General features: G+C 46.5%; 20 protein-coding genes. 9 read left to right on the top strand and 11 right to left on the bottom strand.

Annotated elements, in window-relative coordinates; all coding sequences use genetic code 11:
- Positions 1–53: 53 nt before the first annotated feature.
- Positions 54–488, bottom strand: a complete 435-nt coding sequence (locus OXI21_RS02210; protein ID WP_279617922.1) for a universal stress protein — start codon at positions 486–488, stop codon at positions 54–56.
- A gap of 1,038 nt (positions 489–1,526) precedes the next feature.
- On the opposite strand from OXI21_RS02210, the gene OXI21_RS02205 reads away from it, so the two are divergent.
- From OXI21_RS02205 to OXI21_RS02195, 3 genes are all read left to right on the top strand, one after another.
- Positions 1,527–2,471: a LysR family transcriptional regulator gene (locus tag OXI21_RS02205; protein ID WP_279617921.1), complete on the top strand. Its 945-nt coding sequence runs from the start codon at positions 1,527–1,529 to the stop codon at positions 2,469–2,471.
- A gap of 208 nt (positions 2,472–2,679) precedes the next feature.
- Entirely contained in the window at positions 2,680–4,023 is a 1,344-nt protein-coding gene (locus tag OXI21_RS02200; protein WP_279617920.1) for a dicarboxylate/amino acid:cation symporter, read from the top strand.
- A 186-nt stretch (positions 4,024–4,209) separates the two neighbouring features.
- Positions 4,210–4,503 (top strand): hypothetical protein, encoded by a 294-nt coding sequence (locus OXI21_RS02195; RefSeq protein WP_279617919.1) that lies wholly within the window; start codon positions 4,210–4,212, stop codon positions 4,501–4,503.
- A gap of 5 nt (positions 4,504–4,508) precedes the next feature.
- Here OXI21_RS02195 and OXI21_RS02190 read toward each other — a convergent pair whose 3' ends face one another.
- A complete protein-coding gene (locus OXI21_RS02190) occupies positions 4,509–5,267 on the bottom strand; it encodes a helix-turn-helix transcriptional regulator (protein ID WP_279617918.1) in 759 nt (252 codons plus the stop codon).
- Between the two features lie 100 nt (positions 5,268–5,367).
- Between OXI21_RS02190 and OXI21_RS02185 the strand changes: the two genes are divergently transcribed.
- Positions 5,368–6,513: an MFS transporter gene (locus tag OXI21_RS02185; protein ID WP_279617917.1), complete on the top strand. Its 1,146-nt coding sequence runs from the start codon at positions 5,368–5,370 to the stop codon at positions 6,511–6,513.
- A gap of 59 nt (positions 6,514–6,572) precedes the next feature.
- On the opposite strand, the gene OXI21_RS02180 is transcribed toward OXI21_RS02185, so the two are convergent.
- From OXI21_RS02180 to OXI21_RS02165, 4 genes are read right to left on the bottom strand one after another with little or no spacing between them, the layout of a single operon-like run.
- Positions 6,573–7,445, bottom strand: coding sequence for a cysteine ABC transporter substrate-binding protein (locus OXI21_RS02180; RefSeq protein WP_279617916.1), 873 nt, complete (start codon positions 7,443–7,445; stop codon positions 6,573–6,575).
- A 21-nt stretch (positions 7,446–7,466) separates the two neighbouring features.
- The gene (locus OXI21_RS02175; RefSeq protein WP_279617914.1) at positions 7,467–8,240 is read right to left on the bottom strand and encodes an amino acid ABC transporter ATP-binding protein; all 774 of its coding nucleotides are present in this window, start codon (positions 8,238–8,240) and stop codon (positions 7,467–7,469) included.
- A 3-nt stretch (positions 8,241–8,243) separates the two neighbouring features.
- Complete coding sequence (locus tag OXI21_RS02170; RefSeq protein ID WP_279617913.1) at positions 8,244–8,918, bottom strand: amino acid ABC transporter permease; 675 nt, start codon at positions 8,916–8,918, stop codon at positions 8,244–8,246.
- A complete protein-coding gene (locus OXI21_RS02165; protein WP_279617912.1) occupies positions 8,899–9,564 on the bottom strand; it encodes an amino acid ABC transporter permease in 666 nt (221 codons plus the stop codon). Before OXI21_RS02165 ends, OXI21_RS02170 begins: the two co-directional genes overlap by 20 nt.
- 236 nt (positions 9,565–9,800) lie before the next feature.
- Here OXI21_RS02165 and OXI21_RS02160 point away from each other — a divergent pair, with 236 nt between their 5' ends.
- A complete protein-coding gene (locus OXI21_RS02160; RefSeq protein ID WP_279617911.1) occupies positions 9,801–10,319 on the top strand; it encodes a methylated-DNA--[protein]-cysteine S-methyltransferase in 519 nt (172 codons plus the stop codon).
- A gap of 314 nt (positions 10,320–10,633) precedes the next feature.
- On the top strand, positions 10,634–12,931 hold the full coding sequence (locus tag OXI21_RS02155) for a TonB-dependent hemoglobin/transferrin/lactoferrin family receptor (protein WP_279617910.1): 2,298 nt from the start codon (positions 10,634–10,636) through the stop codon (positions 12,929–12,931).
- 130 nt (positions 12,932–13,061) lie between these two features.
- On the opposite strand, the gene OXI21_RS02150 is transcribed toward OXI21_RS02155, so the two are convergent.
- The 4 genes from OXI21_RS02150 to OXI21_RS02135 all read right to left on the bottom strand — a co-directional run bounded on the left by OXI21_RS02150 (position 13,062) and on the right by OXI21_RS02135 (position 18,557).
- Entirely contained in the window at positions 13,062–14,549 is a 1,488-nt protein-coding gene (locus OXI21_RS02150) for an aldehyde dehydrogenase family protein (protein ID WP_279617909.1), read from the bottom strand.
- Positions 14,550–14,869: 320 nt separating this feature from the next.
- Entirely contained in the window at positions 14,870–16,963 is a 2,094-nt protein-coding gene (locus OXI21_RS02145; protein WP_279617907.1) for a M48 family metalloprotease, read from the bottom strand.
- A 137-nt stretch (positions 16,964–17,100) separates the two neighbouring features.
- Positions 17,101–18,432, bottom strand: coding sequence for an MATE family efflux transporter (locus tag OXI21_RS02140; RefSeq protein WP_279617906.1), 1,332 nt, complete (start codon positions 18,430–18,432; stop codon positions 17,101–17,103).
- On the bottom strand, positions 18,429–18,557 hold the full coding sequence (locus tag OXI21_RS02135) for a hypothetical protein (RefSeq protein WP_279617905.1): 129 nt from the start codon (positions 18,555–18,557) through the stop codon (positions 18,429–18,431). The genes OXI21_RS02140 and OXI21_RS02135 overlap by 4 nt, the downstream gene beginning before the upstream one ends.
- 106 nt (positions 18,558–18,663) lie before the next feature.
- Between OXI21_RS02135 and OXI21_RS02130 the strand changes: the two genes are divergently transcribed.
- The 3 genes from OXI21_RS02130 (at position 18,664) to OXI21_RS02120 (ending at position 20,801) form a co-directional block, all read left to right on the top strand.
- Positions 18,664–19,179 (top strand): ferritin, encoded by a 516-nt coding sequence (locus tag OXI21_RS02130; RefSeq protein ID WP_279617904.1) that lies wholly within the window; start codon positions 18,664–18,666, stop codon positions 19,177–19,179.
- Positions 19,180–19,208: 29 nt separating this feature from the next.
- Complete coding sequence (locus OXI21_RS02125) at positions 19,209–19,763, top strand: hypothetical protein (RefSeq protein ID WP_279617903.1); 555 nt, start codon at positions 19,209–19,211, stop codon at positions 19,761–19,763.
- Between the two features lie 99 nt (positions 19,764–19,862).
- The gene (locus tag OXI21_RS02120; RefSeq protein ID WP_279617902.1) at positions 19,863–20,801 is read left to right on the top strand and encodes an HAD hydrolase-like protein; all 939 of its coding nucleotides are present in this window, start codon (positions 19,863–19,865) and stop codon (positions 20,799–20,801) included.
- 72 nt (positions 20,802–20,873) lie between these two features.
- Here the strand turns inward: OXI21_RS02120 and OXI21_RS02115 are convergent, their stop codons facing one another.
- On the bottom strand, positions 20,874–22,343 hold the full coding sequence (locus OXI21_RS02115) for a Ppx/GppA phosphatase family protein (RefSeq protein WP_279617901.1): 1,470 nt from the start codon (positions 22,341–22,343) through the stop codon (positions 20,874–20,876).
- Positions 22,344–22,351 lie beyond the last annotated feature (8 nt).

Below are 22,351 nucleotides of genomic sequence, written 5' to 3'. Positions count from 1 at the left end.
ATTGAGGTTTGAAACTGACTAAATCGCTCAATAGATGAGCATTTCTCGGATCATTAGCGAACGATGAGTACGTCACAACGTGCGTGGCGAACGGTACTTTCAGACACTGAACCGATGATAAAACGTTCGACCATGCCTAAACCGGTTGCGCCGACGATAATGAGATCAACTTTCTCTTTCGGTGCGATGGTTTTAGCAATCAGTGCACGAGGTGAGCCGTATTCGATCACTTTCTCCACCTTGTTAACGCCCATATCTTCCGCTTTATCTTCATATTTTTCTAACAGCTCTTCAGCACTTTCGCGCGCGTGTTTTTCAACGGTGCGACCATAGGCAGCTGCAATGGGATACGCTTTGATATCGACAACGTGGACTAAAATTAACGTAGAGTCACTCTCTTTTGCGACTTCGACGGCTTTTTTGAATGCTTTTTCTGCCGCTTCTGACCCGTCAATTGCGATTAAGATACGTTCATATTTTAAACTCATTAGTCTCTCCTCCTAAGGGCTGTAAAGAATTGTTTACACCCCCACTATAGCGCATTTTCGGCAGAATAAAAATCAATCCTCTAATAAAAAAAAGAAAGTTGAATTTTATCAATACAAATATTTTGTAAAGGCTAAAAAAGGGCTAACCTTGGCGCTTTTCCCACACAATAAAACCATTTTTTACAAATCAATACCGATCTAAAACCATCTTAAACGCAATTTTTTGCCAACGCTCTATAATCAATATGGCACTCAATGCTATTTCTCAAAAGCACCGTCCATCTTTATTACTTTTGAGAAAATCCCCTTGTAAAAGGAGAGCGCAATTCGCTGAAAAGCGTTGTGCATGGAAGAGGTAACATGCCAAATGCCTCCTCCACCTTGTCTATCACTTTAAAAAAAGCTAAAGCACTCACGCCCAATCTGGTGAGTGCTTTTTTATTGCCTGATAATAATAAATGCGGGATGAAAATATAATATAAGACGGAAAACAAAAATCGTGCCAACTTATGGCGAACCGATCGCTAATTTCAGGAAAATTTAAGATGATTGCGTTAAAGCAACTTTCCCGCAACTTCCAATGCATGACTATTGAATTTTATATAATATATTGAGGTTCATTGTTCGGTTAGCCGTGATTAAGGCGATTAAGCCAATCCCACCGCACTTGTCGCCCGTGATCGATCACTCCATTAATTGATCAAAAAAGAAAAGCCCTCTACCTAAGTAGCTTACTCTTTAAAATACCGAAATTTTCAGTCTTGCGACACAGATGCGGGGTATGACTCCCCCGATTGAACGAGGTATGTTTCTATTCCACTCCATCAAAATAGAAACGCTGAAATCAATCTGTGCCATAACGATGCTAAAATCCATTTTCGCTACTTGTCCATAAGTAGGGAGCTTACTTGCTCTGACATCTCCAAGGATCATCCTGATCGCTGGGTTATGGCGTAACATGATTGATCTAAAACGTGAGTAGATCACTTTTCAGCTAGAAGATCTTACCAATCCTGCCATAATATGTATAATGCATATATGGACTTAATTAATATAAAAAACGCATTAGACGTGCCGCTTCATCTGCTTAGGTATTTCTATTATGTGGCGAAATATCAGCATTTTACTAAAGCAGCCGATGCGTTAAATATGACTCAGCCACCGCTCTCAAGACGGATTCAACAGCTCGAAGAATCCTTAGGCGTGACGCTCTTTCATCGCACCAATCGAGAAGTGACCCTCACCAAAGCCGGCGAATATCTCCTTGAGGCGAGCACGCGCATGTTCCAAATTTTAGATAAAGATATCGATACGGTGATCCGCATTCATGAGGGGAAATCGGGGATTATCACCTTAGCGTTTACTGGCAGCACGATGCCCAGTCTGCTCCCGCTTATTTTAAAAAAATCCCGCGAATGCTATCCCGATCTTTTAGTCCACGTGCGCCAGCTCACCACGACGCAACAGATTAAAGCGCTCAATAATGGCAGCATTGATTTGGGATTACTCGTGCCCCCGGTGTTTGACCCTTCCATCGAAACGACGCTTATTCGTAAAGAGCCCTATATTATCTGCATTCCGCTCATGCATCCACTCGCGCAAGAGACCCATATCACCATTAGCGATCTTAAAAACGAGCCCTTTGTGATGGCGCCTGAATCGGCCGGAAAGGGGTATTATGATGCAGTGATGACGCTTTGCGAGATGGCCAATTTCCGCCCGAAAGTGATGCAAACGGCGCAAGAGCAAACGACGATTGTCTCTCTTGTGGCCGCCAATTTTGGCATCGCGATTGTTCCCGAAGCGACCCAATATTTCCATCATCCCGGCGTTGTCTATCGTTATTTGACGGAAACCGTTTACAACAAAACCGCCATTGCGTGGAATCGCCAACACCAACTCTCCGACAGCCGTCTCCTTGCCGATCTTATCGTCAAGGAATTTACCCAGCTCAATCCCGGCAATCCCGCCATTACAGACTAATCCAACTAATTTCCCATCAAAAGAATCGATCAAGATCAGCCCTTTATAAATTTCGCTTATAAAGCAATCTTTTCGATGGCTCGAAATAGTGCCGATTAAACAGGAAACAGGCCTTATATCCCCGCGCTGATACATTTAAAACTTTAATTGAAAGCCCCGTCCGAATGGAGTCTAATAGATGTTTTTACAAATTTAAGGACTCCTTTACATGTTTAAGTTTAAATTAACCACATGGATCGTGATCGCGCTGGTATTAGGGGCGTTCGTGGGATATTTAAATGATCAATTCTTCCTTCCGGAGCTCAATCCTGCGCTCGACCCGATGGAGGATCCCGCTCATTTAAAACGCCTAGCGCTTGCCGATAATATCTCCATTTTAAGTGAGATGTTTCTACGCTTTATTAAGATGATTATCGCCCCGCTCATCTTCTCAACCTTAGTGGTGGGCATCGCGCGCATGGGGAATATGCAGGTGGTCGGCCGCGTTGGGCTTAAAACGCTCTTATGGTTTGTCGGCGCTTCCTTTGTCTCGATTTTAGTCGGGCTCTTCTTTATCAATCTCTTCAATCCCGGGCAATATTTTGATCCGCACATTTTAGATACCCTCGCCGATCGTGAAACCGGGATCTCCAATGAAGGATTTTCGCTACGTTCCTTTATGCATGAGATTGTCCCGCAGAGCGTTGTGGAAGCGATGGCGACAAACTCCGTGCTTCAAATCGTCGTGTTTTCCGTCTTTTTTGGCATTGCTTGCGCCGCCGTTGGGGAGAAAGCGCGCCGCCTCATTGATGTTATCGAAGAGCTCTCCTTTGTCATTATTAAAGTGACCAGCTATGTGATGAATCTCGCGCCCGTTGCGGTCTTTGCCGCGATCGCCGCCTTAGTGACAAAAGAGGGATTAGTGCCACTCTTAAAGCTCGGGATTTTCATCGGTGAATTTTACTTCTCGCTTGCCATGCTCTGGCTCTTAATGGGCTTTATCGCCTTTTTAATGGTGGGCAAACGCGTCTTCCGCCTGGTGCATTATCTCCGCGAACCGTTTTTACTCGCCTTTGGGACGGCAAGCAGTGAAGCCGCCTACCCGAAAACCTTAGAAGGGATGAATAAATTTGGCGTAAGTAAAAAAATCTCCAGCTTTGTACTTCCCGTCGGCTACTCCTTTAATCTCGATGGTTCGATGATGTATTGCGCCTTTGCGGTGATCTTTATCGCCCAAATCGCCGGCATTGATCTAAGCTTCGGGACGCAAGTGACGATGTTGCTTCTCCTGATGGTCACCTCAAAAGGGATCGCCGGAGTACCACGCGCAGCGCTCGTTGTGATTGCGGCTACATTAAGCACCTTCAACCTGCCTGAAGGCGGCGTTGCGCTCCTTCTCGCGGTGGATCAATTCTTAGATATGGGCCGTTCTGCCACCAATGTCGTCGGAAATGGTCTCGCCTCAGTTGCCATTGCAAAATGGGAAGGGGAACTCGGTGAGGAAAATCCAGATCTACTGCCCGATGCCGCTGTGAGTGAGCCCAATATCGTCAGAGAACAATCGGTCGCATAATCCTCGCTGTTCACAGATTGTCAATCATTCAACAATCATCAAACAAATAATCAACAACCACCTTCGGGTGGTTTTTTAATGATTAAAATTAATGACTAAGATCTATCGCTGAAACCTTCTCCCACACCGATATAATGGTGATAACAAAAACAAACCAAGCGACAACCCCAATAAGGAGGCGCACCCATGAGCGATCCCGCAAAAAAGAACGATCTCAAAACCCTCGGCGGCACCAAAATGCTCCTAAGTGGCCTTGGCCATATGACGCTTCTCGTCGTCGCCTTTATCATTCATCCGTTATTAGGCGGACTCTACATCATCTACTGGGCCTTTATTCTGCCCTTTTTGACCATTCGCAAGATGCAAAAAGAGGCGGAGGAAAATCGTCGCAATCGCAATCCCGATCCCGATCCCGATCCCGATCCCGATACCGATACCGATACCGATCACAATAATGATGATTCAAACCCTCAAAACTGACCATTCTATTTACAATATTGCTTAGGCGTTTGCCCCGTCATTTTCTTAAAAAATTGGGCGAAAACAGTATCGCTCGCAAAGCCCAATTGATCGGCAATCTCCATTAACGGAAGCCCTTCACTTAAGAGCGACACCGCCTTCAAAACCCTCCATTGCTGCCGCCAGGCTTGATAGCCTAATCCCGTCTCTTTTTGGAAAATTCGGGTAATGGTTTTATCGCTGGCCCCAATCGTTTGCGTAAGCTCGTGAAGCGGTGGAGGAAGCGCATTAAAATCGATCCGTTGTAAACGATAATCCGTCGGCAGTGGCAGATACATATTCTCTACACGGCCATAATCGAGCTCATCCCACAACACTGAAAGCCAGTTTTTTGCAGGGGCGCACGTCCAATCGGTCTCCCAAGGCGATGCAGCGATCACCTCTAAAATCTCCCTCAACAGGGGCGAAACATTCCAGATAAGATGCGTGTTTGGCAATGCCGGACAAGCCTCATGATCCACATAGATCGAGCGATAATTCACCACTTCCGTCAATTGCACCCGGTGCGGTAAATGAGGCGGAATCCACGCCAACCGTTGCGGCGGAAGAACGGAGAGTAAACCCCCAAGCATAATGGTCATCGCGCCCTTTTCAGAGAAAAGCAGTTGCCCTTTTGCATGGCAATGCACTCCCGAATCGTGTCGCAACAATTTCGAGGCGATCCCAACAATCAGGCTCTCAATTCGATCCGCATTGAATTCAACATCTGCCTCAATCCACGCCATTTTAATATCTGTCCGATTTTACATATATATTGTCTAAATATAGATATTACGCAATCTATAATCTTATTACAATAAGGCCTTTCCGATTTTAGGAGGCATTATGATCCCTTACATCACCCTCAAATCCATCAGCCGCGGAACACTTTCACCGGTTCTTCTCATTGCGCTCGTGATGTTTCCACAGATTGTTGAAACCATCTATAGCCCCGCATTGCCGCTCATTGCTGAACGTTTTAACGTCTCACAAATCGTCGCAACGCAAACGCTCTCATGCTATTTTCTCGCCTTTGCCCTAGGGGTGATGGTGTGGGGAATTTTATGCGATCTCATCGGCCGCCGTCTCTCGGTATTGCTCGCTCTGTTACTCTATACACTCGCAACGCTAATCGCACTGTTGGCGCCTTCGTTTTCCATGCTACTTCTTGCAAGAATTGCGATGGCGTTTTCTGCCGCAATTGGCTCGATCGGCACACAGACGATGATTCGCGATCAATTGAGTGGCGATGCCCTGCGAAAGCTCTTTTCAGTCATTGGCATTGCGCTTGCCTTAAGCCCGATGATCGGCCTAATTCTAGGGGCTTTCATGAGCTCACTCGGTGGTGTAGAAGCGATCTTTTCCCTCCTCAATCTGATCGGCGTTATCCTGCTTTGCTGGTGCATGTTTTCTCTCCCTGAAACAAAGGTGCAACCGCCTTCCATGCCGAAAATCATGCCCCTTTTGGGTTCAATGATTCGATCACGGCACATTTGGAAATGTACGCTTTTAATTGCTAGCTTTAATATTATGCTCTTTAGCTATTATCAACTCGCGCCCTTTATGTTTGACCGTTTAAATCTTCCTCGCTCGCTCTATGGTTTTAGCGGGATTTTCCTCGGAATCGGCACCTTTATCGGAGCATATAGCAATCGCTATTTGATCAAACGCTCCATCGATGGCGACCGCTTAATATTGCTCGCCATTGGGCTAAGTCTGCTGAGCAGTCTCTTACTAAAAAGCTTGGAATCCAAGCCGATTTTTGTCCTGCCGATGATGGGCATTATGATTGCCTACAGCATTGCGATCCCCAATCTCCTCACCATTGCGCTCAAGGATTATCAACATGCGCTCGGATCTGCGGGAGCTATTTTAGGGCTGTTTTATTATGCATTGATTGGTCTTGGGCTCATCCTTGCCGGCACGACAGGCTCCCTTGGCCTCGTATTAATTCCGCTCTCACTCATGGCACTCTTGATTTTCAAACTATAAAAAAGCCCAAAGACCATATCTCTTCGGGCTTACTTTAAATGTAAGATTTTAACGCTTAATTAACGATTACTCGCATCGATCACGATATTATCCGGATCCACGCCTTCACCATAAAATGGGCTCACCGCTTTATCATAAGCTTGATGAAAAAACTCCTCATTTTGGAGCGTTTCAATCTCTTGATTAATCCACTCTAAAAGCTCGGCATTGCCCTTTTTCACTGCCGGCGCGATGTAATCAACATCACCCACTTGATTGAGCGCCACTTCAAACTCAGGATTTTCCTTCGTCCAGGCGTATAAGAGTGTATTGTCATGGGCAAGCCCCGCACCGCGACCATCTTTCAGCGCTGCAAACGCTTCGGTATTATGGTCATATTTAAGTTGCGGAATGCTCGCATGATTTTTGGCAAAATAGCTCTCGGAAGTGGTACCTTTATTGACAATCAGCTGCTTTCCGTCAAGATCAGATACCGTCACAATCGGAGCCGCTTTCGGGGAAACAACGCCGATCGCCGTTTTCATATAGGGCGCTGCAAAATCCACTTGCGAGGCGCGCTCAGGCGTTACGGTAAAGTTTGCGAGCGTAATATCCACTTTATTGGAACGTAAAACATCGACGCGGTGCTGCGCTTCGGTGGGAACAAATTCAACCTTGCTCTCATCGCCTAAAAGATCTTTTGCCATGCGTTTTGCGAGCTCAATATCATACCCTTGAGGCGTGCCTGCGCGATCGATATAGCCAAACGGTGGTTTGTCACTAAAGACCGCAACCCGCAATGTTCCGCGCTCTTTAATCACTTCAATCGCGGTTTTTTCGTTACTCGGTGTACTGCTCGTTTTCGTCTCTGCCGCATCATCGCCACAGCTTGCAAGAATCGCTGCCAATGGGATTAATAGGGCAAAAGAGAGGCGCTTAAATAACTGTGCCATAGATAACTCCTTAAAAATAGTTTAATAGTCAAAGACAGAGAGAAATTGTTGGGCCCGCTCTGTCGTTGGCCCTTTGAAAAATTGTTGTGGCGAACTCTCTTCAACAATTTTTCCCCCATCCATAAAAATAATTCGATCGGCGACCCGCTCCGCAAAACTCATCTCATGGGTCACCAAAATCATGGTCATGCCCTCGCGCGCAAGCTCCTGAATCACATCGAGTACTTCCCGCACCATCTCAGGGTCAAGCGACGCGGTCACCTCATCAAATAGCATAATTTCAGGCTTCATGGTGAGCGCGCGCACAATGGCAATTCGCTGTTTTTGCCCGCCAGAAAGCTCTCGCGGATAGGCATGTTTTCGATCAAAAAGCCCCACCCGCTTTAACAGCGCATCGGCTTCCGCTTCCACTTCCGCGCGCGCTCTCTTTTGTACTTTTAACGGGCCGAGCAAAATATTTTCAATCACGCTCATATTGGGAAAAAGATCGTAACTTTGAAAGACCATCCCGATCGACTCGCGCACCGCTTCCCACTTTACGTTTTTCGCGATGAGCTCATTTTCTTTAAAGATAATACTGCCACTTTCGATCGTCTCTAGACCATTTAGACAGCGTAAAAGCGTCGACTTTCCACAGCCTGACGGGCCCAAAATCACCACCACTTCACCGCGACATACGGTTAAATCGATGCCTTTTAATACCTCACGCTCCCCAAAATATTTATGGAGATTCCTCACGGTTAAGAGCGCTTCTGGTGAGGCGTTTGCAGGGCTTTTTGTAACGTCGTCCGTCATCTTTTATCCTTTACGATGGCTTAAATAGTGTGAAATTTTGGCGAGCGGATAGCAGAGCGCAAAAAACAGAATCATAATCGCACCATAGATCCAAAACGGGGCGGCAGGATCGGTAAAAGCGGTCACTTCGATGATCTCTTTGCCCACTTTAATCACCTCGCGAACGCCAATTAACACTAACAGCGAAGAGGTCATAATAATGCGCGCCGCCAGATTTAAACTCGGCGGCATAATTTGTTTAAAGGCCTGCGGTAACAGCACATAACGATAGAGCTGAAACCGATTGAGCCCGATGGCAAGCGCCGATTCAGTTTGATGTTTCGGGAGCGAAATAATCGCACTTCGCACAATATCGCTCATCTCTGCCGCACCCCAAAACACAAAGGCCATCCCCCCAACCCATTCTCCTTTGATATTGATATCAAGGAGCCTCGGCAGGGTAAAATAGAGCACAAATAAGAGAACAAGCGTCGGCAAAATTCGTACGATTTCAAGATAGAGTCTAAAAACGGCGCGAATCACTACATTATTACTTAACCGAATCACCCCAAATAGTGTTCCCAAAATTCCGCTTAACAAAATGGAGATGAGCGAGACTTTTAAGGTGAAATAAAATCCGCCGAGTAGTCGTTTTAAAATGAGCGGATCGATCAATAATTCAATTCCCGAATTCAGCATAACGCACCCGCTTTTCTAAAAAATTTAGTAGGAAAATAAATGGCAAAATCACGATAAGATAGGCCATTACCAACATAAAGAGCATCTCGTAGGTTTTATAATCCATATTAATATATCCGATCGCTACCGTAGTAATATCTGTGCCGGCAATAGCGGTAAAAATCGAGGTCTCTTTAAAGAGAAAAATCGCATTGGCACCGAGCGTTGGCACCGAATAGGAGAGCGCCTGCGGGAAAATCACATAGCGCATCTGTTGCCATTTCGATAAACCGATCGCTTTTGCCGCATCAATTTGCGAGGGACGCACCGCGCTCAAACCGCTTTTAAAACTCTCCGTCATAAACGCGCCACCAAGTAGGGATAAACCGATCAGCGCAGTGGTCTCAAAACTGAGTAAAATCGGCGATATCCGTGGCAATCCATAATAGAGAAAAAAGAGATGAAGCAGGAGCGGCGTATTTCTAAAAAAGGCCACATACCCGCTCACCAGTGCCGATAAAACCGGCACGCGCCGATAGAGAATCATGCTACAGATAGCGCCAAGAAACAGCGCAATCACAATCCCGATCGCAGATATTTTAAGCGTCAAAAAAAATGCACTGGTCAGCGTTGGCAGCACACCTTCGATGTATGTCCAATCAAGCACGGTTAACCTTTAGATATACTATGTTATTGGTAAGTAAAACCCTCTGTTTTCCCGAATTTGAGGGCTGTCTTTTTTATTATTAGCCTGAATTATCGAGCCCGTCAATCTTTCCCCCGAAAAGATCGTTAAATTGTTGGTGATTCGCTCCGATTGATTCCACTTTAGCCATATCTTTATCCCTTATTTTCTGTCATTATGGAGCTCAATTGACTTATAATTGATCAAAAGGATCGTTTATGGCAACGCGCATTTCTCATTCTCCCTTCGGCATCATGACCATTACCGCCACATCTGCAGGTATTTCAGCCATTGAATTTGAGCTCGATTCTCCGGATCAATTAATAGCGCCGATCGGTACCTCTGAAATCCCCCAAACAGCGGAAAAAATTGAGCTCCTTGATCGTGCTGAAATGGAACTTTCTGAATATTTTAATGGCATTCGAAAAACCTTTACCCTTCCATTAGATCTCTCCCGTGGAACGCCCTTTATGCAAGCCGTTTGGCGTTATTTAGCCGACATTCCGTACGGCACCCTTGTCACCTATAAAACGATTGCCGAAGCGATTGGTCATCCAAAAGCCTATCGCGCGGTGGGGCTTGCCAATCATACTAATCCGCTTCCGATTCTCTGCGCCTGCCATCGCGTGATTGGCTCAGATGGGACGCTCACCGGCTACGCTTACGGGCTTCCGATGAAGCGAAAACTGCTCGAACTTGAAGGGCTGACTCTCGGCGAACAAACCTCACTCTTTTAGTTATCCCCGACTTTCCCCAAAAGCTGTGGATAACGTTTGGGATAGCGCTTGGGTATTGTTCTCCTCCCGCTAACTATCTGCTCTTTGAGCATTGATCAATAATCGATCAATTGTATCAAATCATTCATCTCCTCCTCTTTTCTTCCTCCATCACGACTCTTCCCATCATCATTCTTACGCCCTCCCTCTTTCCCGATCTTCATGAAGGGGCTCGGATCAATCCGTAAAGAAACATTTAATTTTATTGTGAACTGTAAGTTGTTCTGATATATTCCCAAATGCGAACAATTTACATTTACATATGAGATAAATTCATGAATAAGTCCTATACGATTAAAAAGATGATGGCCCTTTCGACGCTATCGACCTTAATGATTCCTACGTTATCCATGGCAGAACCCAGTAAGAATGAGGCTGAAGAACCGATTGAGCTCCGGCCGGTCGTAGTGATCGCGACCGAAGATGCCCCGCCTCTTTTTGAGGTAAAGCAGAGCGCGACGGATCTTCGTAAAAATCTTGTGCAAGATGAGCGCGATCTATTTCGCAACGAGGTCGGCATCGGCATTAGCGAAAGTGGACGCTCAGGCAGTAATGGTTTTGCGATCCGTGGGGTCGATAAAGATCGAGTGGCCGTGATCGTAGATGGTCTCCCGCAAGCCGAAACGTTTATGCCCTCAATCTACAAGGGATATGGCTACTTTAATGGCAGCATTAATAACACCGAGTATGAAAATATTAGCCAAGTGGGCGTTAATAAGGGGGCCAATTCTGTCAGCGATGGGAGCGGCGCAATTGGTGGTTCGGTGCATTTTAAGACGAAAAATATTGAGGATTTTGTTCGTCCGGGGGAGCGTTTTGGGCTCTATTTAAAATCCGGCTACGCCTCTAAAAATGATGAGTGGCGACAAGTGATCGGCTCGGGATTTGAGGTAAATGGCCTCTTTGGATTCGCCCAGATGACCAAACGCCGTGGCCATGAAATGATGAATAATGGCAAAGGGGAGGATATTTATGGCTCCGCGCGCGGAAAGCCCGATCCTGTCTCAAATCGATCCACCGCTTGGCTCTCCAAATTCGGATATAATTTCGGAGAAAACCATCGCATAACCGCGTTTTATGAAGATCGAAAACAGACCCAAGAGACCGAGGAGAAAAGCTTTGATAGTTGGGGCACTCACCGCTTTGCTGCCGATACTGCACCCTATAAACGCTATGGTTTGGAGTATGATTACTTTGGCAATGATTCAACGCTGATCGATACCTTTAATGCTGTACTTGCCAAGCAAACCATCAAGATGCAATCGGATACCTATAATGTAAAAAAAGATGATCATAGCATTATGGATCAGCACTATTTCCGTGAATTTGAGCAACAACAGACGATGTTTCAAGCCCAGCTCTTTGCTAAACCGATCACGTTATTTGATACAGAACATCACCTGCAAGGAAAAATTGAACACAGGCGCGCAAAACTCTCAAACTATAATCACGACATTCTCTATCTGAGCGGCACCGCACACCCATCGACCTATAGCATCATGACTCCGGTTACCTCCGATATTAGCACGATTTCGCTGCAAGATCGTTTCAATTTATCCGATCAGCTAACTGCGACACTCGGGCTTCGCTACGATCATTATCAATATACGCCTAAGATGGATGGGAGCAATAAATTTCCGGTGAGTTTTGATGGCAGTAAAAAACGCTTTTCCAATCTCTCCTGGCAAGCGGGACTTGCCTATCATTTCACCCCCGAACATCAACTCAGTTACACCCTTAGCACTGGTTTTAGAGCGCCCCGCGTTGAAGAGATGTTTTTTGAATTTGGGAAAGGCGGCGCCAATCACTTTATGCCCAACACGCACCTCAAACCAGAAACCGCGCTGAATCATGAAATTGCCTATCAATTCCAAAATGAATCTAGCCAATTTGGCATCGGCATCTTTCACAGTCGCTATCGTAACTTTATTGATGAACGCGTCACCGAGGGGCGGGCGAAAAACCCTTGGTATGATCCCAATAATCCATGGTGGGGTGGTGGCGAATATCTCTTTGTAAACCAGATCCAATTTGTTAACGTCGCCAAAGCAAGCATTTCCGGTGTGGAAATTGGCGGATCAATCAATGGCTCAGTCCTTGGATTGTCCGACGATTGGACCTTTGGCCTTAAAGCGCAATATAGCCGCGGGAAAAATCAAGATGGCGATCCGTTAAAATCGATTCAGCCTTGGAGTGCGCTGATGAATATTGAATATCAAGCGCCCTCAGATCGTTGGAATATAAGGCTCACCGGACGCTATAGTGCCGCAAAAAAAGGGAAAGATACCAAAGAAACGCTCTATTCTTGGCACGGGCAAGAGGAACAAGAGTGGCCCTATTTAAGTGGCTCTTACTTTGTGGTCGATCTCACTAGTCAGATTCAACTTGATAAAGATATTACCCTCAATATCGGCATTTTTAATCTATTTAATAAAGATTACAGCACTTGGGATAGTCTCCGCGATTTGCCCACCTACGGCACCACCAATCGCATCGACCGAGAAGGCCGTGGACTCAATCGTTTTTCAGCGCCGAAACGCAATTTCTCCATCTCACTGGAAGCGCGTTTTTAACGATCAGTTTTCACCATCAATGTTAACCATTAATTGATGCCACAAAAAAAGAGCCACCCACTTGGATGGCTCTTCGTTTTTTATTGTAAAAAGTCGGTTCTTATTTTGACTTTACAAGGTAACCGCATTCTTAGTAGAAGCCGGTTAATTCCTCGTTCATGCTGATATAGATGTTTTTCTTTTGAGTGTATGCATCTAAAATCATTTTGTGCGTTTCACGGCCGATTCCCGATTTTTTGTACCCACCAAATGGTGCGTGCGCTGGGAGTTCGTTATAGGTGTTCACCCACATGCGTCCGGTGCGAACGCCACGTGCTACGCGTAGTGCGCGGTTAATGTCGCGTGTCCATACCGCTCCTCCTAAACCATATTCAGAGTTGTTTGCGTATTTGACCACTTCTTCTTCTGTCTCAAATACCACTACCGCTACAACAGGGCCAAACACCTCTTCTTGCTCGATGCGCATGCCGGGTTTAACGTCAACAATTAGCGTGGGTTTCACAAATGCACCGTTCTCACCGTAACGCTCACCGCCCGCTAAAACGCGTGCGCCTTCGTCGGTAGCAACTTTCACATAGTCGAGAATTTGGTTCATCTGTTTAACGCTCACTTGCGTACCCATTTGCGTGGTCGGATCAAGCGGATCGCCCACTTTTACGCCATCGAACTTCTCTTTTAATTTCGTGATGAATTGATCGTAAATGCCTTTTTGAACAAAGAGACGTGAGCCCGCACAGCAGACCTGCCCTTGGTTAAAGAGGATTCCCATCAGCGCGCCATCGATCGCTTTATCGAGTTGCGCATCATCAAAGACGATATTCGCTGATTTACCGCCAAGCTCTAAGGTTGCCGGGATCAATTTATCCGCCGCAGCACGAGCTACGGTGTAACCGACTTCCGTTGAACCGGTGAAGGCTAATTTACTAAATCCTTCATGTTTTAAGATGTAATCCCCGGTAGTCGATCCGCGACCGGTTAAGACGCTCACCACGCCTTTTGGTAAGACTTCATTTAAGATACGGCCCATCTCTAAAAGAGAGATTGAGGTATCGCTTGAGGGTTTAATAACAATACAGTTACCCGCCGCAAGTGCCGGAGCAATTTTCCACGCGCCCATTAAGAAGGGGAAGTTCCATGGAATAATCTGCCCAACCACACCGATCGGCTCGCTTAATACGATGCTTAAGCTGTTTTTATCAATTAAATTGGCTTCGTCGCTATGGCCACGAATCACACCTGCAAAATAGCGGAAATGATCGATCGCTAAAGGAATATCAATATTGCTCGTTTCACGAATCGGCTTACCATTTTCAAGGGTTTCTAACGTCGCAAAACGCTCCGCTTCTGCTTCAATACGATCGGCCACTTCAAGCAGTAATGCTGAACGCTCTTGAGGCGATACTTGACTCCACGCATCAAATGCATCCCAAGCCGCGGTAACCGCTGCATCCACATCTTCCTTATCGGCTACCGCGATGGTTGCTAAGGTTTCGTTTGTTGCTGGGTTCGTTGCTTCATACGTCTGTTTCGATGCCCCGTCACGCCACTCGCCATTAATGAGGAGTTGATAGTTTGACGCAGGACGGAGGTTTTCGTTTAAGTCAGCTAATTTTTTCATATTGGTTTCCTTTTCTCTTTTGAGATGTATGGAACAAAATCAAAGGCTACAAGTACGCTACAATTATACGCATCCTGTTAAAACCCTTCCTTAATTCTACCCGTTAATCCACCAAAACATGATTTAAATCGTCTATCAACTACATTCGTACTACCGATGTTTTTGATAGCATTTTTTACTCCCTGTTTTTGGCGTTCTTATCTTATTTCACATCAAAACGAGAACAAAAAAGGGTACGCCTTCGAATGAATTTACTCTAGCACTCATCATTATATATTTCTATATAGTGATTAAACTTTAATCATTCTAAACCCCTCTCCCTATTCACCGGATTGCCATTTTCCATTAAACCAATCGTGGAATGAGAGCGGTAATAACTCCCCTAAATGGAGCGCAACAAGGCGCATCGCTTGATACTCTTTTAAGGTGAGATAATCATCCATCCCCACCGCCGTTAACAGCGCCTCAAGCACTCGATTGGCCTCCGCTTCTGGAAGCCGATTTAACACGGTAAACGCATAGGGCAAATTATCCTCCCAAAAGGCTTTATTGATCACCGGAAAATAGCGCGACTCGCCGGGCGCAATCGCTTGCAATATCGCATTAAAGGCTATTCCTTTTTCATCATCGTCATACTCCCCCGCTTCGGTCAAAAAGGCGGCAATTAAGAGGTAAGCATCGCGCTTTTCAAGCTCGGTAACCCGCTCTTTTTTACGAGTTCGAACGGGGCGCGCGAGCGTCTCTTCTTCATATTCCAATAACCGATCAAGATAGCCATCGATCGCATAAAACATGCCCCATTGCTGAAAGGTTAGCGCAGAAAGATCACGAGTCAGTGACGACAAATAGCGTTGCAACGTTTCAGAAGTGGCGTCATCCATATCGCGGAGTGTCGGGTAGAGCATCTCAAGGAGCAAATAGCCATATTCGATCTCACGCTTGGCATAAATTTTATAAAGATAATCGAGATACTTAACCTCCGCTTCCCGCAATCGGCTGTACTGCTTTTCACGCACGTCTGGATCATCACTTACCAGTAAAAGGGCAAACAAAATACCGCGCGTTTTATGAGAGGTCACTTTTGAAAATTCCGGCGGAATTAGCTTCATTAATTGATCAATGGTGGGCTGATTGAGCGCCGTATCACGCCACGTTCTAGTATTTGGCTTAAGTGGCGATTCCCCCTTATTGACCGATTCTTTGACTGACTCTTGAATCGCATCGTGAATGATTGCCGTGCCGACCACTTTTCCTAAAAATTCGGTACCACTTGGCGGAGTTTGATGGCCGGTTTTCGCCGGCTCTGCGGTAGCTTTTTCATGATTAATGTCATTGGTAGTTTCATTAGTAGACTCATTGGTGCTATCCCTGAGATTTTTCTGCGACTTCCTAGAGCGTTCTGCCAAAATTTCCGCCTCCGTCACATAACTATTGACGCGCTTAATGCGCTCCTCAAGCGGGGGATGGGTCGGGAAAGAGAATGCTTTTACCGTAAGTGGATTGGAGAAGAAAAAGTGAGCGTACTCCGCATCTGCACCATCAATGGCTGAATCCAGAGGATCTTCTTTATTGAGCCGTCTTAAGAGGGAGACCATCGGAATCGCTTGGCGCATCGCAATCACCGCGTTGAGATCCGCGTGATATTCCCGCCGAATTGAGATGCGCGATTGAAGCAATTTACCAATCCAATAGTGAAACGCGCCGAGAATAATGAGCCCGACCCCGATCGCAATGCCGGCAATCAGCGCTTGCCCTTGGTTTTTATTACCTGAGCGTGGGCGAGCACGAAGCACCCCGTCAATCACATGAAACCCGATACTGGTAATCGCCATAAAGCCCGCTAAAATCGCCGCCATATGGAGGTTGAATCGCATATCAAGACTCTTAATATGTTCCACTTCATGGGCAATGAGCGCACTCAGTTCATCACGAGGCAGTTCAAGCGCTTTGGTCGTCACGGTCACCGCGGAATTATGATAATTTGTCCCCGTCGCAAAGGCATTGAGCGCCCCGCTCGGCAATACATAGAGTTTCGGAACGGGAAGCGCGGTGGCAATCGCCATCTCATCGACCACTTGATTGAGCTTGCGGTAAGCGGCCTCATCATAATTGCCTGACACATCCACCGCCTGCATTGAAAGCGGCAGGAGCGAGCCATCACCATTTGAAAAATAGGCGCGCCCATAATTAAACATAATCACCACGAGCGTTAACGCTGCCGCCCACAATCCCACCTCGGAATAGAAGCGATACGAGCCATCACTGTAGAGCGTCGGCACCTCAAAATAGCGCGCCTCCACCCAGTACGCCGCCCCAAATGCAATGCTCATCGAAAACAGAATATTGAGGCTAAAGACCACATAGAGCCAAAATGTTTCGCGATTGAGTTTCCGCTTTGCTTCAAAATAATTCACACGCTTCCTCTTTATAATCAATGAGATTCAACTTCCCTATCCTATCACTTTTAAGGTGGAATTTAATTGATTATTCTGCCCGGAAACACGGGGAGCCGTGTACTAAAAATTGAGCCTTGATAGATTTTATATCATCGTTAACCAATTTTTTGATAACGTCGCCACGCCCAGTAAGTGACGGGGATCGCGAGCACGATGGAGGCGATCGGCATGGTGAGCCACACCCCATCTAAATCTAAAAAGCGCGGTAAAATAAAGAGAAAGGGTACTTGGATAAAGAGATTCCCGATTGAGATGACGAGCGCTTTTGCTCCCTCGCCGATCGCTTGGAAAAAGACGGTCACAAGCACAAAGACCCCTTCTAAAAAGAGCACAAAGAGATTAAAGCGAATGGCGTGAACGGCCACCTCCGTCAACGCTGGGTCGCTAGTAAACCAGAGCGTGAAAAACCCAGGGAACAGCTGCAACACTAAGGTGAGTGTGATGCCGTACAGCATGCCCACAAAGACCATCATGCGGATAATCGCCCGCGCGGAACGATGTTTTTCACCGCCGTAGAGCTTACTAATCACCGGCTGAATCCCATTGGCAACGCCTTCGATCCCAAAATAGTAGACCGTAATAATGTAGCCGGTAATCGTATAGGCCGACACCGCGAGCGTTCCGCCATATTTCACCAGCATCTTATGATGAAGCGCCATAATAAAGCCGACGTAGATATACATGAAAAAGGCCGACCCGCCGTTTAATAAGATCTCACCAATCAGTTTTAAATCGGGCTTAACATGACGCCATTGTATCGGCTCGCCACTTTTAAAGAACACAAAGCGAAAGCCCAAGAGCATCGCGCAGGTTTCTCCAATGACGCTTGCAAGTGCCGCCCCAAAGACCGACCATTCGAGTACCACAATTAAGAGATACGAGGAGATAATATTGAGCGACACGCCGATCGCCATGTAGAGCGTTGCCCGATAGGGGCTGCCCACATTGCGCACTAAAAAGGGAAGCGCAAGACTGCCGATCACAAAAGGAGCGCTCACCGCAAAGACGCGCACAAAATCGATCGCTAGCCGCGAGGCTTCTAAAAATTCAGCAGAAGCTGCGTGTGATGGGTCGCCCAAAATGGAGACCAAAAAGGGGGCCGATTGATATAAAAAGAGCCCCAATAAAATACCCGGGATGACGATTAATACGAGCGTCTGTCCTAAGATTCGAAGCGCCCGCTCATGCTCTTCGGCCCCTTTGGCGATCGAGTAGAGACTGCCCGTTCCAACGCCGACCAAAAGCCCAAAACCCAAAAGTAGCGTGATGTACGACCAGCCGATATTTGCGCCCGCAAGCCCCGCCGCGCCGATAAAATTCCCGATAAAAAATCCGTCGATCAATTGATACGCGCCACTAATTAGCATGGCACCCACCGTCGGAATCACATAACTTGCAAACAACAGCTGTAAACGTCGATGCTTCACACACACCTCAAATCAAGATAATAGCGCATAGTATAGTCTAGAATGCTGAAAAACACCTCTTCCCAAACGGAAAAAAGATGGCGCGATTTTCCGCCTGAATCCGCATCATTTGGCAATTCAATCATCGCTTTCGCTACGCCTTCGAAGTGGCAGTGCTATAATTAATCCTTGGAAACGATTTTAAATTCAATCATCCCCGCCGCACGCCGGCACCAACCATGAGGATATTTTATGATTACTGAATCAATGGCCAAACTTTTAAACGAACAGATCAACCATGAGCTCTGCTCTGCACATGTCTATCAGCAGATGTCCGCGTGGGCAAATTTCAACGGATTTCACGGGGCGGCGAGCTTTTTAATGGCGCAAGCAAACGAAGAGCGTGATCACATGCAAAAAATCTTCGATTACGTATTATTAACCGGCCATATGCCGATTTTAGGCGATATGCCCACCATCAATCCAAACTTTGATGACCTCGAAGCAATCTTCAAACAAGCGTACGCGCAAGAGCTTAACATCACCGAAAAAATCAATAAAATTACTCACGAAGCGATCACCACGCACGACTATTCAACCTTTGAATTTATGCAGTGGTATATCGTTGAACAGCGCGAAGAGGAAGATCTTTTCCGCACGATTTTAGATAAATTTGAGATGCTCCGCGGCGAAGCGAATGCAAACTACTTTATCGATAAAGAGCTCGCAGCGATTCGTACCGGCGCCGTTGCTGATGTAGCGGAATAACCGTTTCAACGCGTCACTTTTTAGGAGGCATGATGATCCGCACGATGCCAAAACAGCTCATTCTCTCCCTGTTAATCGGTCTTATCATCAGTAGCTGTGCGCAGCTACCGCCCCCGAAAAGTGGCTCACTTCCCGAAGACGAGCGCCAATCCATTGAAGAGAATCAAGCAGCGCGCGAGCGCTCAAATCAAGCGATGAGTCACCCTCAACTCTCAATCGCCTCTCCTCAATTAATCGAATCGCTACAGCCCTATCTAAATGCTTCCGAAAGCACGATTCGTAGCGCCTTTGGTTCGCCTTCCTCACATTATCCCACCGCTTACAGCGACCGTTATGTCTACCGTGATGAAACCATCCGCGAAATCCATATTCCCGCCCGTTACAGCTATTACGGCGGTTTTTATGATGACAATTTTTACTACGGCGGACGTTATTATGGCAATCCCACAATGGTCTCCCCTCCCCGGATTAAGCGCGAAGTGGTGAGCTTTTGCGAGATTCAATTTGATTTTGTGAAGGGAAAAGTCAGTACCATCACCCAAACCGGAACCTTTAAAAATTGCGAGGCGTTATTGTCGCGTTGAGGGCACAATTAGAAATACCGGTTAAAATCTTCTATACTTCCTCTATCAATCACATTCAGCGGGTACGCCCGGCATCATCTCAACCTGTAGGAATTTATCGTGTTACAGTTTAAAGACGTTTGGAATCTCTATCATACTTATTATCATCCGCATCGCCTCTACCCCGGCGAGACGATCCCGCAAAAAACGCCTAAAATTACCGACTCGCTCCTCAGCATTCAAGATGAGTACGATATTTTATTGCTCGATGGATTTGGGGTGTTAAATGTCGGTGCGATGGCGGTGCCTCATATGCCGGAAACCATTGCGACACTTCAAGCGCTTGGGAAAGAGGCGTTTGTGCTTACCAATGGCGCTTCTCATCCTTCTTATATTCGCGCGGAAGGCTATCCGAAATTGGGCTATGATCTTGCGGCGAGCCACATTATCTCATCGCGCGATGCGGTGGAAGCGACGATCACCGAACACGAGGTCACTAAAAAGGGCGGAACGTGGGGCGTGATTTCGGTACTCAATGCAAAAATTGAGACCATTCCGGCCAATTGCGTCTATTTGACCGATGACAATATCGATACGGTGGATGGATTTCTCTTTTTAGGAGCGATGACGTGGGATCTGGATCAGCAATTAAAACTGCATGATGCGATGGCGAAAAAATTGCGCCCGCTAATGATTGGAAACCCCGATATTAGCGCGCCGATGGAAAATTCGTTCTCGGTAGAACCTGGGTTTTATGCGATCGATCTTTTAAAAACCTTCCCGGATCTCTCCATCACCTATTGTGGAAAACCCTTTAAAAATGCTTATGAGGTGAGCCTTAAAAAAATGGCGAAAACCCTTGGAAAAACCATCGATCCAAGCCGTGTGCTAATGGTAGGCGACACGCTCCATACCGATATTTTAGGCGGAAATATGGCAGGAATGAAAACGGCGCTCAAAGCCGATTGGGGATTCCTACGGGATCATGACCCAAGGCCCCGCATTGAAGAATCGCTCATTACGCCGGATTTTATTATCTCGCAAACGCTTGAAGCATAAATTCAATTTTATAAAAGACCGATAGAGAAGCGGTGTGCGATGTTGCGATTTAATCGTCAGATCATCAGACGATTATAGATTCCACGCCAATTTGATATCGGCTTTTTTGAGTTGCTTCTCTTCATATTTAAGATCTTCCAGCACCAATGGATGGGCTTTCAGCCAGCCTTCTTGGAAATAGAGTTTCACATTGCGTTTCCCGATCCGCATATTAAAATCGGGCACGTTACGGGTATAACGCCCGCGATTAAAGAGCACGGCCATGCGTAAAATCATGGTGACAATCGGCGCAAATTGGGGGAGCGATTCAAAATCCTCAAACTCAAATTTACGCTGATGATTATAGATAATGGTGGCGAGAATTTTCTGGTCTTGATGGCTAAATCCATCGAGATCGGCATGCTCAATGAGATACGCTGAATGTTTAAAATGGCGATGGTGCGATACCGCAAGCCCAATCTCGTGACAGAGCGATGCCCACCCTAAAAAACGGAGCGCCGTTTCATCCATAAGCGGCGAATCGATCACCTTGGCGATCATCATACTGGTATCTCGCACCCGAATCGCTTGCGCTTCATCGGCGCCAAATCGCGCCACTAAACTTGCGATGGTTTTATCACGGCGATCCTGCTTTTGTACCCGGCCAAGGAGATCAAAGAGCATCCCTTCACGGAGCGCCGCACTTGTGATCGCCATCTTTTTAATCGACAGCACATTAAAGAGCGTATAGAGAATTAAAAGCCCCGCACCCATCACCGATGCACGCTCAGGCGAAAGATCAAAAAAGCGCGCAATTTTATCTTCATGCTTTAAGGTAAGGAGCTTTTGCGTTAAGCGCTCGATCGCTTCAAGCGTGATAAATTCTTCTTGAAAGCCTAAATATTCACTCAATTCCAAGATGGTTTTAATCGTCCCCGAGGCGCCGACAAAGTAGGCATCTTGGTAACGCATGAGGTAAGTTAAATCATGGAGTTCCCGCTCGATATGAAGGAGCGCTCGATCCATCTGCTTTTGGGTAAACGTTCCCTTTTTAAAGAAGAGTTTTGCGATATTCACGCAGCCCACTTCCTTACTAAAAGCGCGCTTAATGCCGGCGGATTCCCCTAAAATAAGCTCGGTACTGCCGCCGCCGATATCGATTACAAAGAGCTCTTTTTCAGCCACATGCACATATTGCGACACCCCAAGATAGATAAGCCGCGCCTCTTCTCGCCCCGAGATAATCTCGATGGGAACGCCGAGCGCTCCTTCCGCCTCTTTTAAAAAGGTGGGATCCTTCATTTTTCGGAGCGTTAAGGTCCCGACCGCGCGGATATTATCGCGATCAATATTGGCAAGGCGTTCGTTAAATTTGCGTAGACAATTAAGGGCTTTTTCACGAGTTTGCGGTAAGAGCGTGCCATCTTTTTCAAGACCGTATCCGAGCTGAACCATGTCGCGAACGCGATCGACCACCAAGATTCGGCCGTTATCTTCTTCCATAACCGCCATGTGAAAACTGTTCGATCCAAGATCGATCACTGCATAGAGTTGATTGCTCATCGCCCCTC

It is taken from the genome of Ignatzschineria sp. RMDPL8A (assembly GCF_029815055.1).
In the GTDB taxonomy this organism is placed as follows: Bacteria; Pseudomonadota; Gammaproteobacteria; order Cardiobacteriales; family Wohlfahrtiimonadaceae; genus CALZBJ01.
Note: the sequence above shows the minus strand (reverse complement) of the source record. Positions and strands in the feature narration are given on the sequence as shown.

Coding starts and splice junctions, on each gene's coding strand:
- OXI21_RS02210 (WP_279617922.1), bottom strand. CDS start 488: ATGAGTTTAAAATATGAACGTATCTTAATCGCAATTGACGGGTCAGAA.
- OXI21_RS02205 (WP_279617921.1), top strand. CDS start 1,527: ATGGACTTAATTAATATAAAAAACGCATTAGACGTGCCGCTTCATCTG.
- OXI21_RS02200 (WP_279617920.1), top strand. CDS start 2,680: ATGTTTAAGTTTAAATTAACCACATGGATCGTGATCGCGCTGGTATTA.
- OXI21_RS02195 (WP_279617919.1), top strand. CDS start 4,210: ATGAGCGATCCCGCAAAAAAGAACGATCTCAAAACCCTCGGCGGCACC.
- OXI21_RS02190 (WP_279617918.1), bottom strand. CDS start 5,267: ATGGCGTGGATTGAGGCAGATGTTGAATTCAATGCGGATCGAATTGAG.
- OXI21_RS02185 (WP_279617917.1), top strand. CDS start 5,368: ATGATCCCTTACATCACCCTCAAATCCATCAGCCGCGGAACACTTTCA.
- OXI21_RS02180 (WP_279617916.1), bottom strand. CDS start 7,445: ATGGCACAGTTATTTAAGCGCCTCTCTTTTGCCCTATTAATCCCATTG.
- OXI21_RS02175 (WP_279617914.1), bottom strand. CDS start 8,240: ATGACGGACGACGTTACAAAAAGCCCTGCAAACGCCTCACCAGAAGCG.
- OXI21_RS02170 (WP_279617913.1), bottom strand. CDS start 8,918: ATGCTGAATTCGGGAATTGAATTATTGATCGATCCGCTCATTTTAAAA.
- OXI21_RS02160 (WP_279617911.1), top strand. CDS start 9,801: ATGGCAACGCGCATTTCTCATTCTCCCTTCGGCATCATGACCATTACC.
- OXI21_RS02155 (WP_279617910.1), top strand. CDS start 10,634: ATGAATAAGTCCTATACGATTAAAAAGATGATGGCCCTTTCGACGCTA.
- OXI21_RS02150 (WP_279617909.1), bottom strand. CDS start 14,549: ATGAAAAAATTAGCTGACTTAAACGAAAACCTCCGTCCTGCGTCAAAC.
- OXI21_RS02135 (WP_279617905.1), bottom strand. CDS start 18,557: ATGATTGAATTGCCAAATGATGCGGATTCAGGCGGAAAATCGCGCCAT.
- OXI21_RS02130 (WP_279617904.1), top strand. CDS start 18,664: ATGATTACTGAATCAATGGCCAAACTTTTAAACGAACAGATCAACCAT.
- OXI21_RS02125 (WP_279617903.1), top strand. CDS start 19,209: ATGATGATCCGCACGATGCCAAAACAGCTCATTCTCTCCCTGTTAATC.
- OXI21_RS02115 (WP_279617901.1), bottom strand. CDS start 22,343: ATGAGCAATCAACTCTATGCAGTGATCGATCTTGGATCGAACAGTTTT.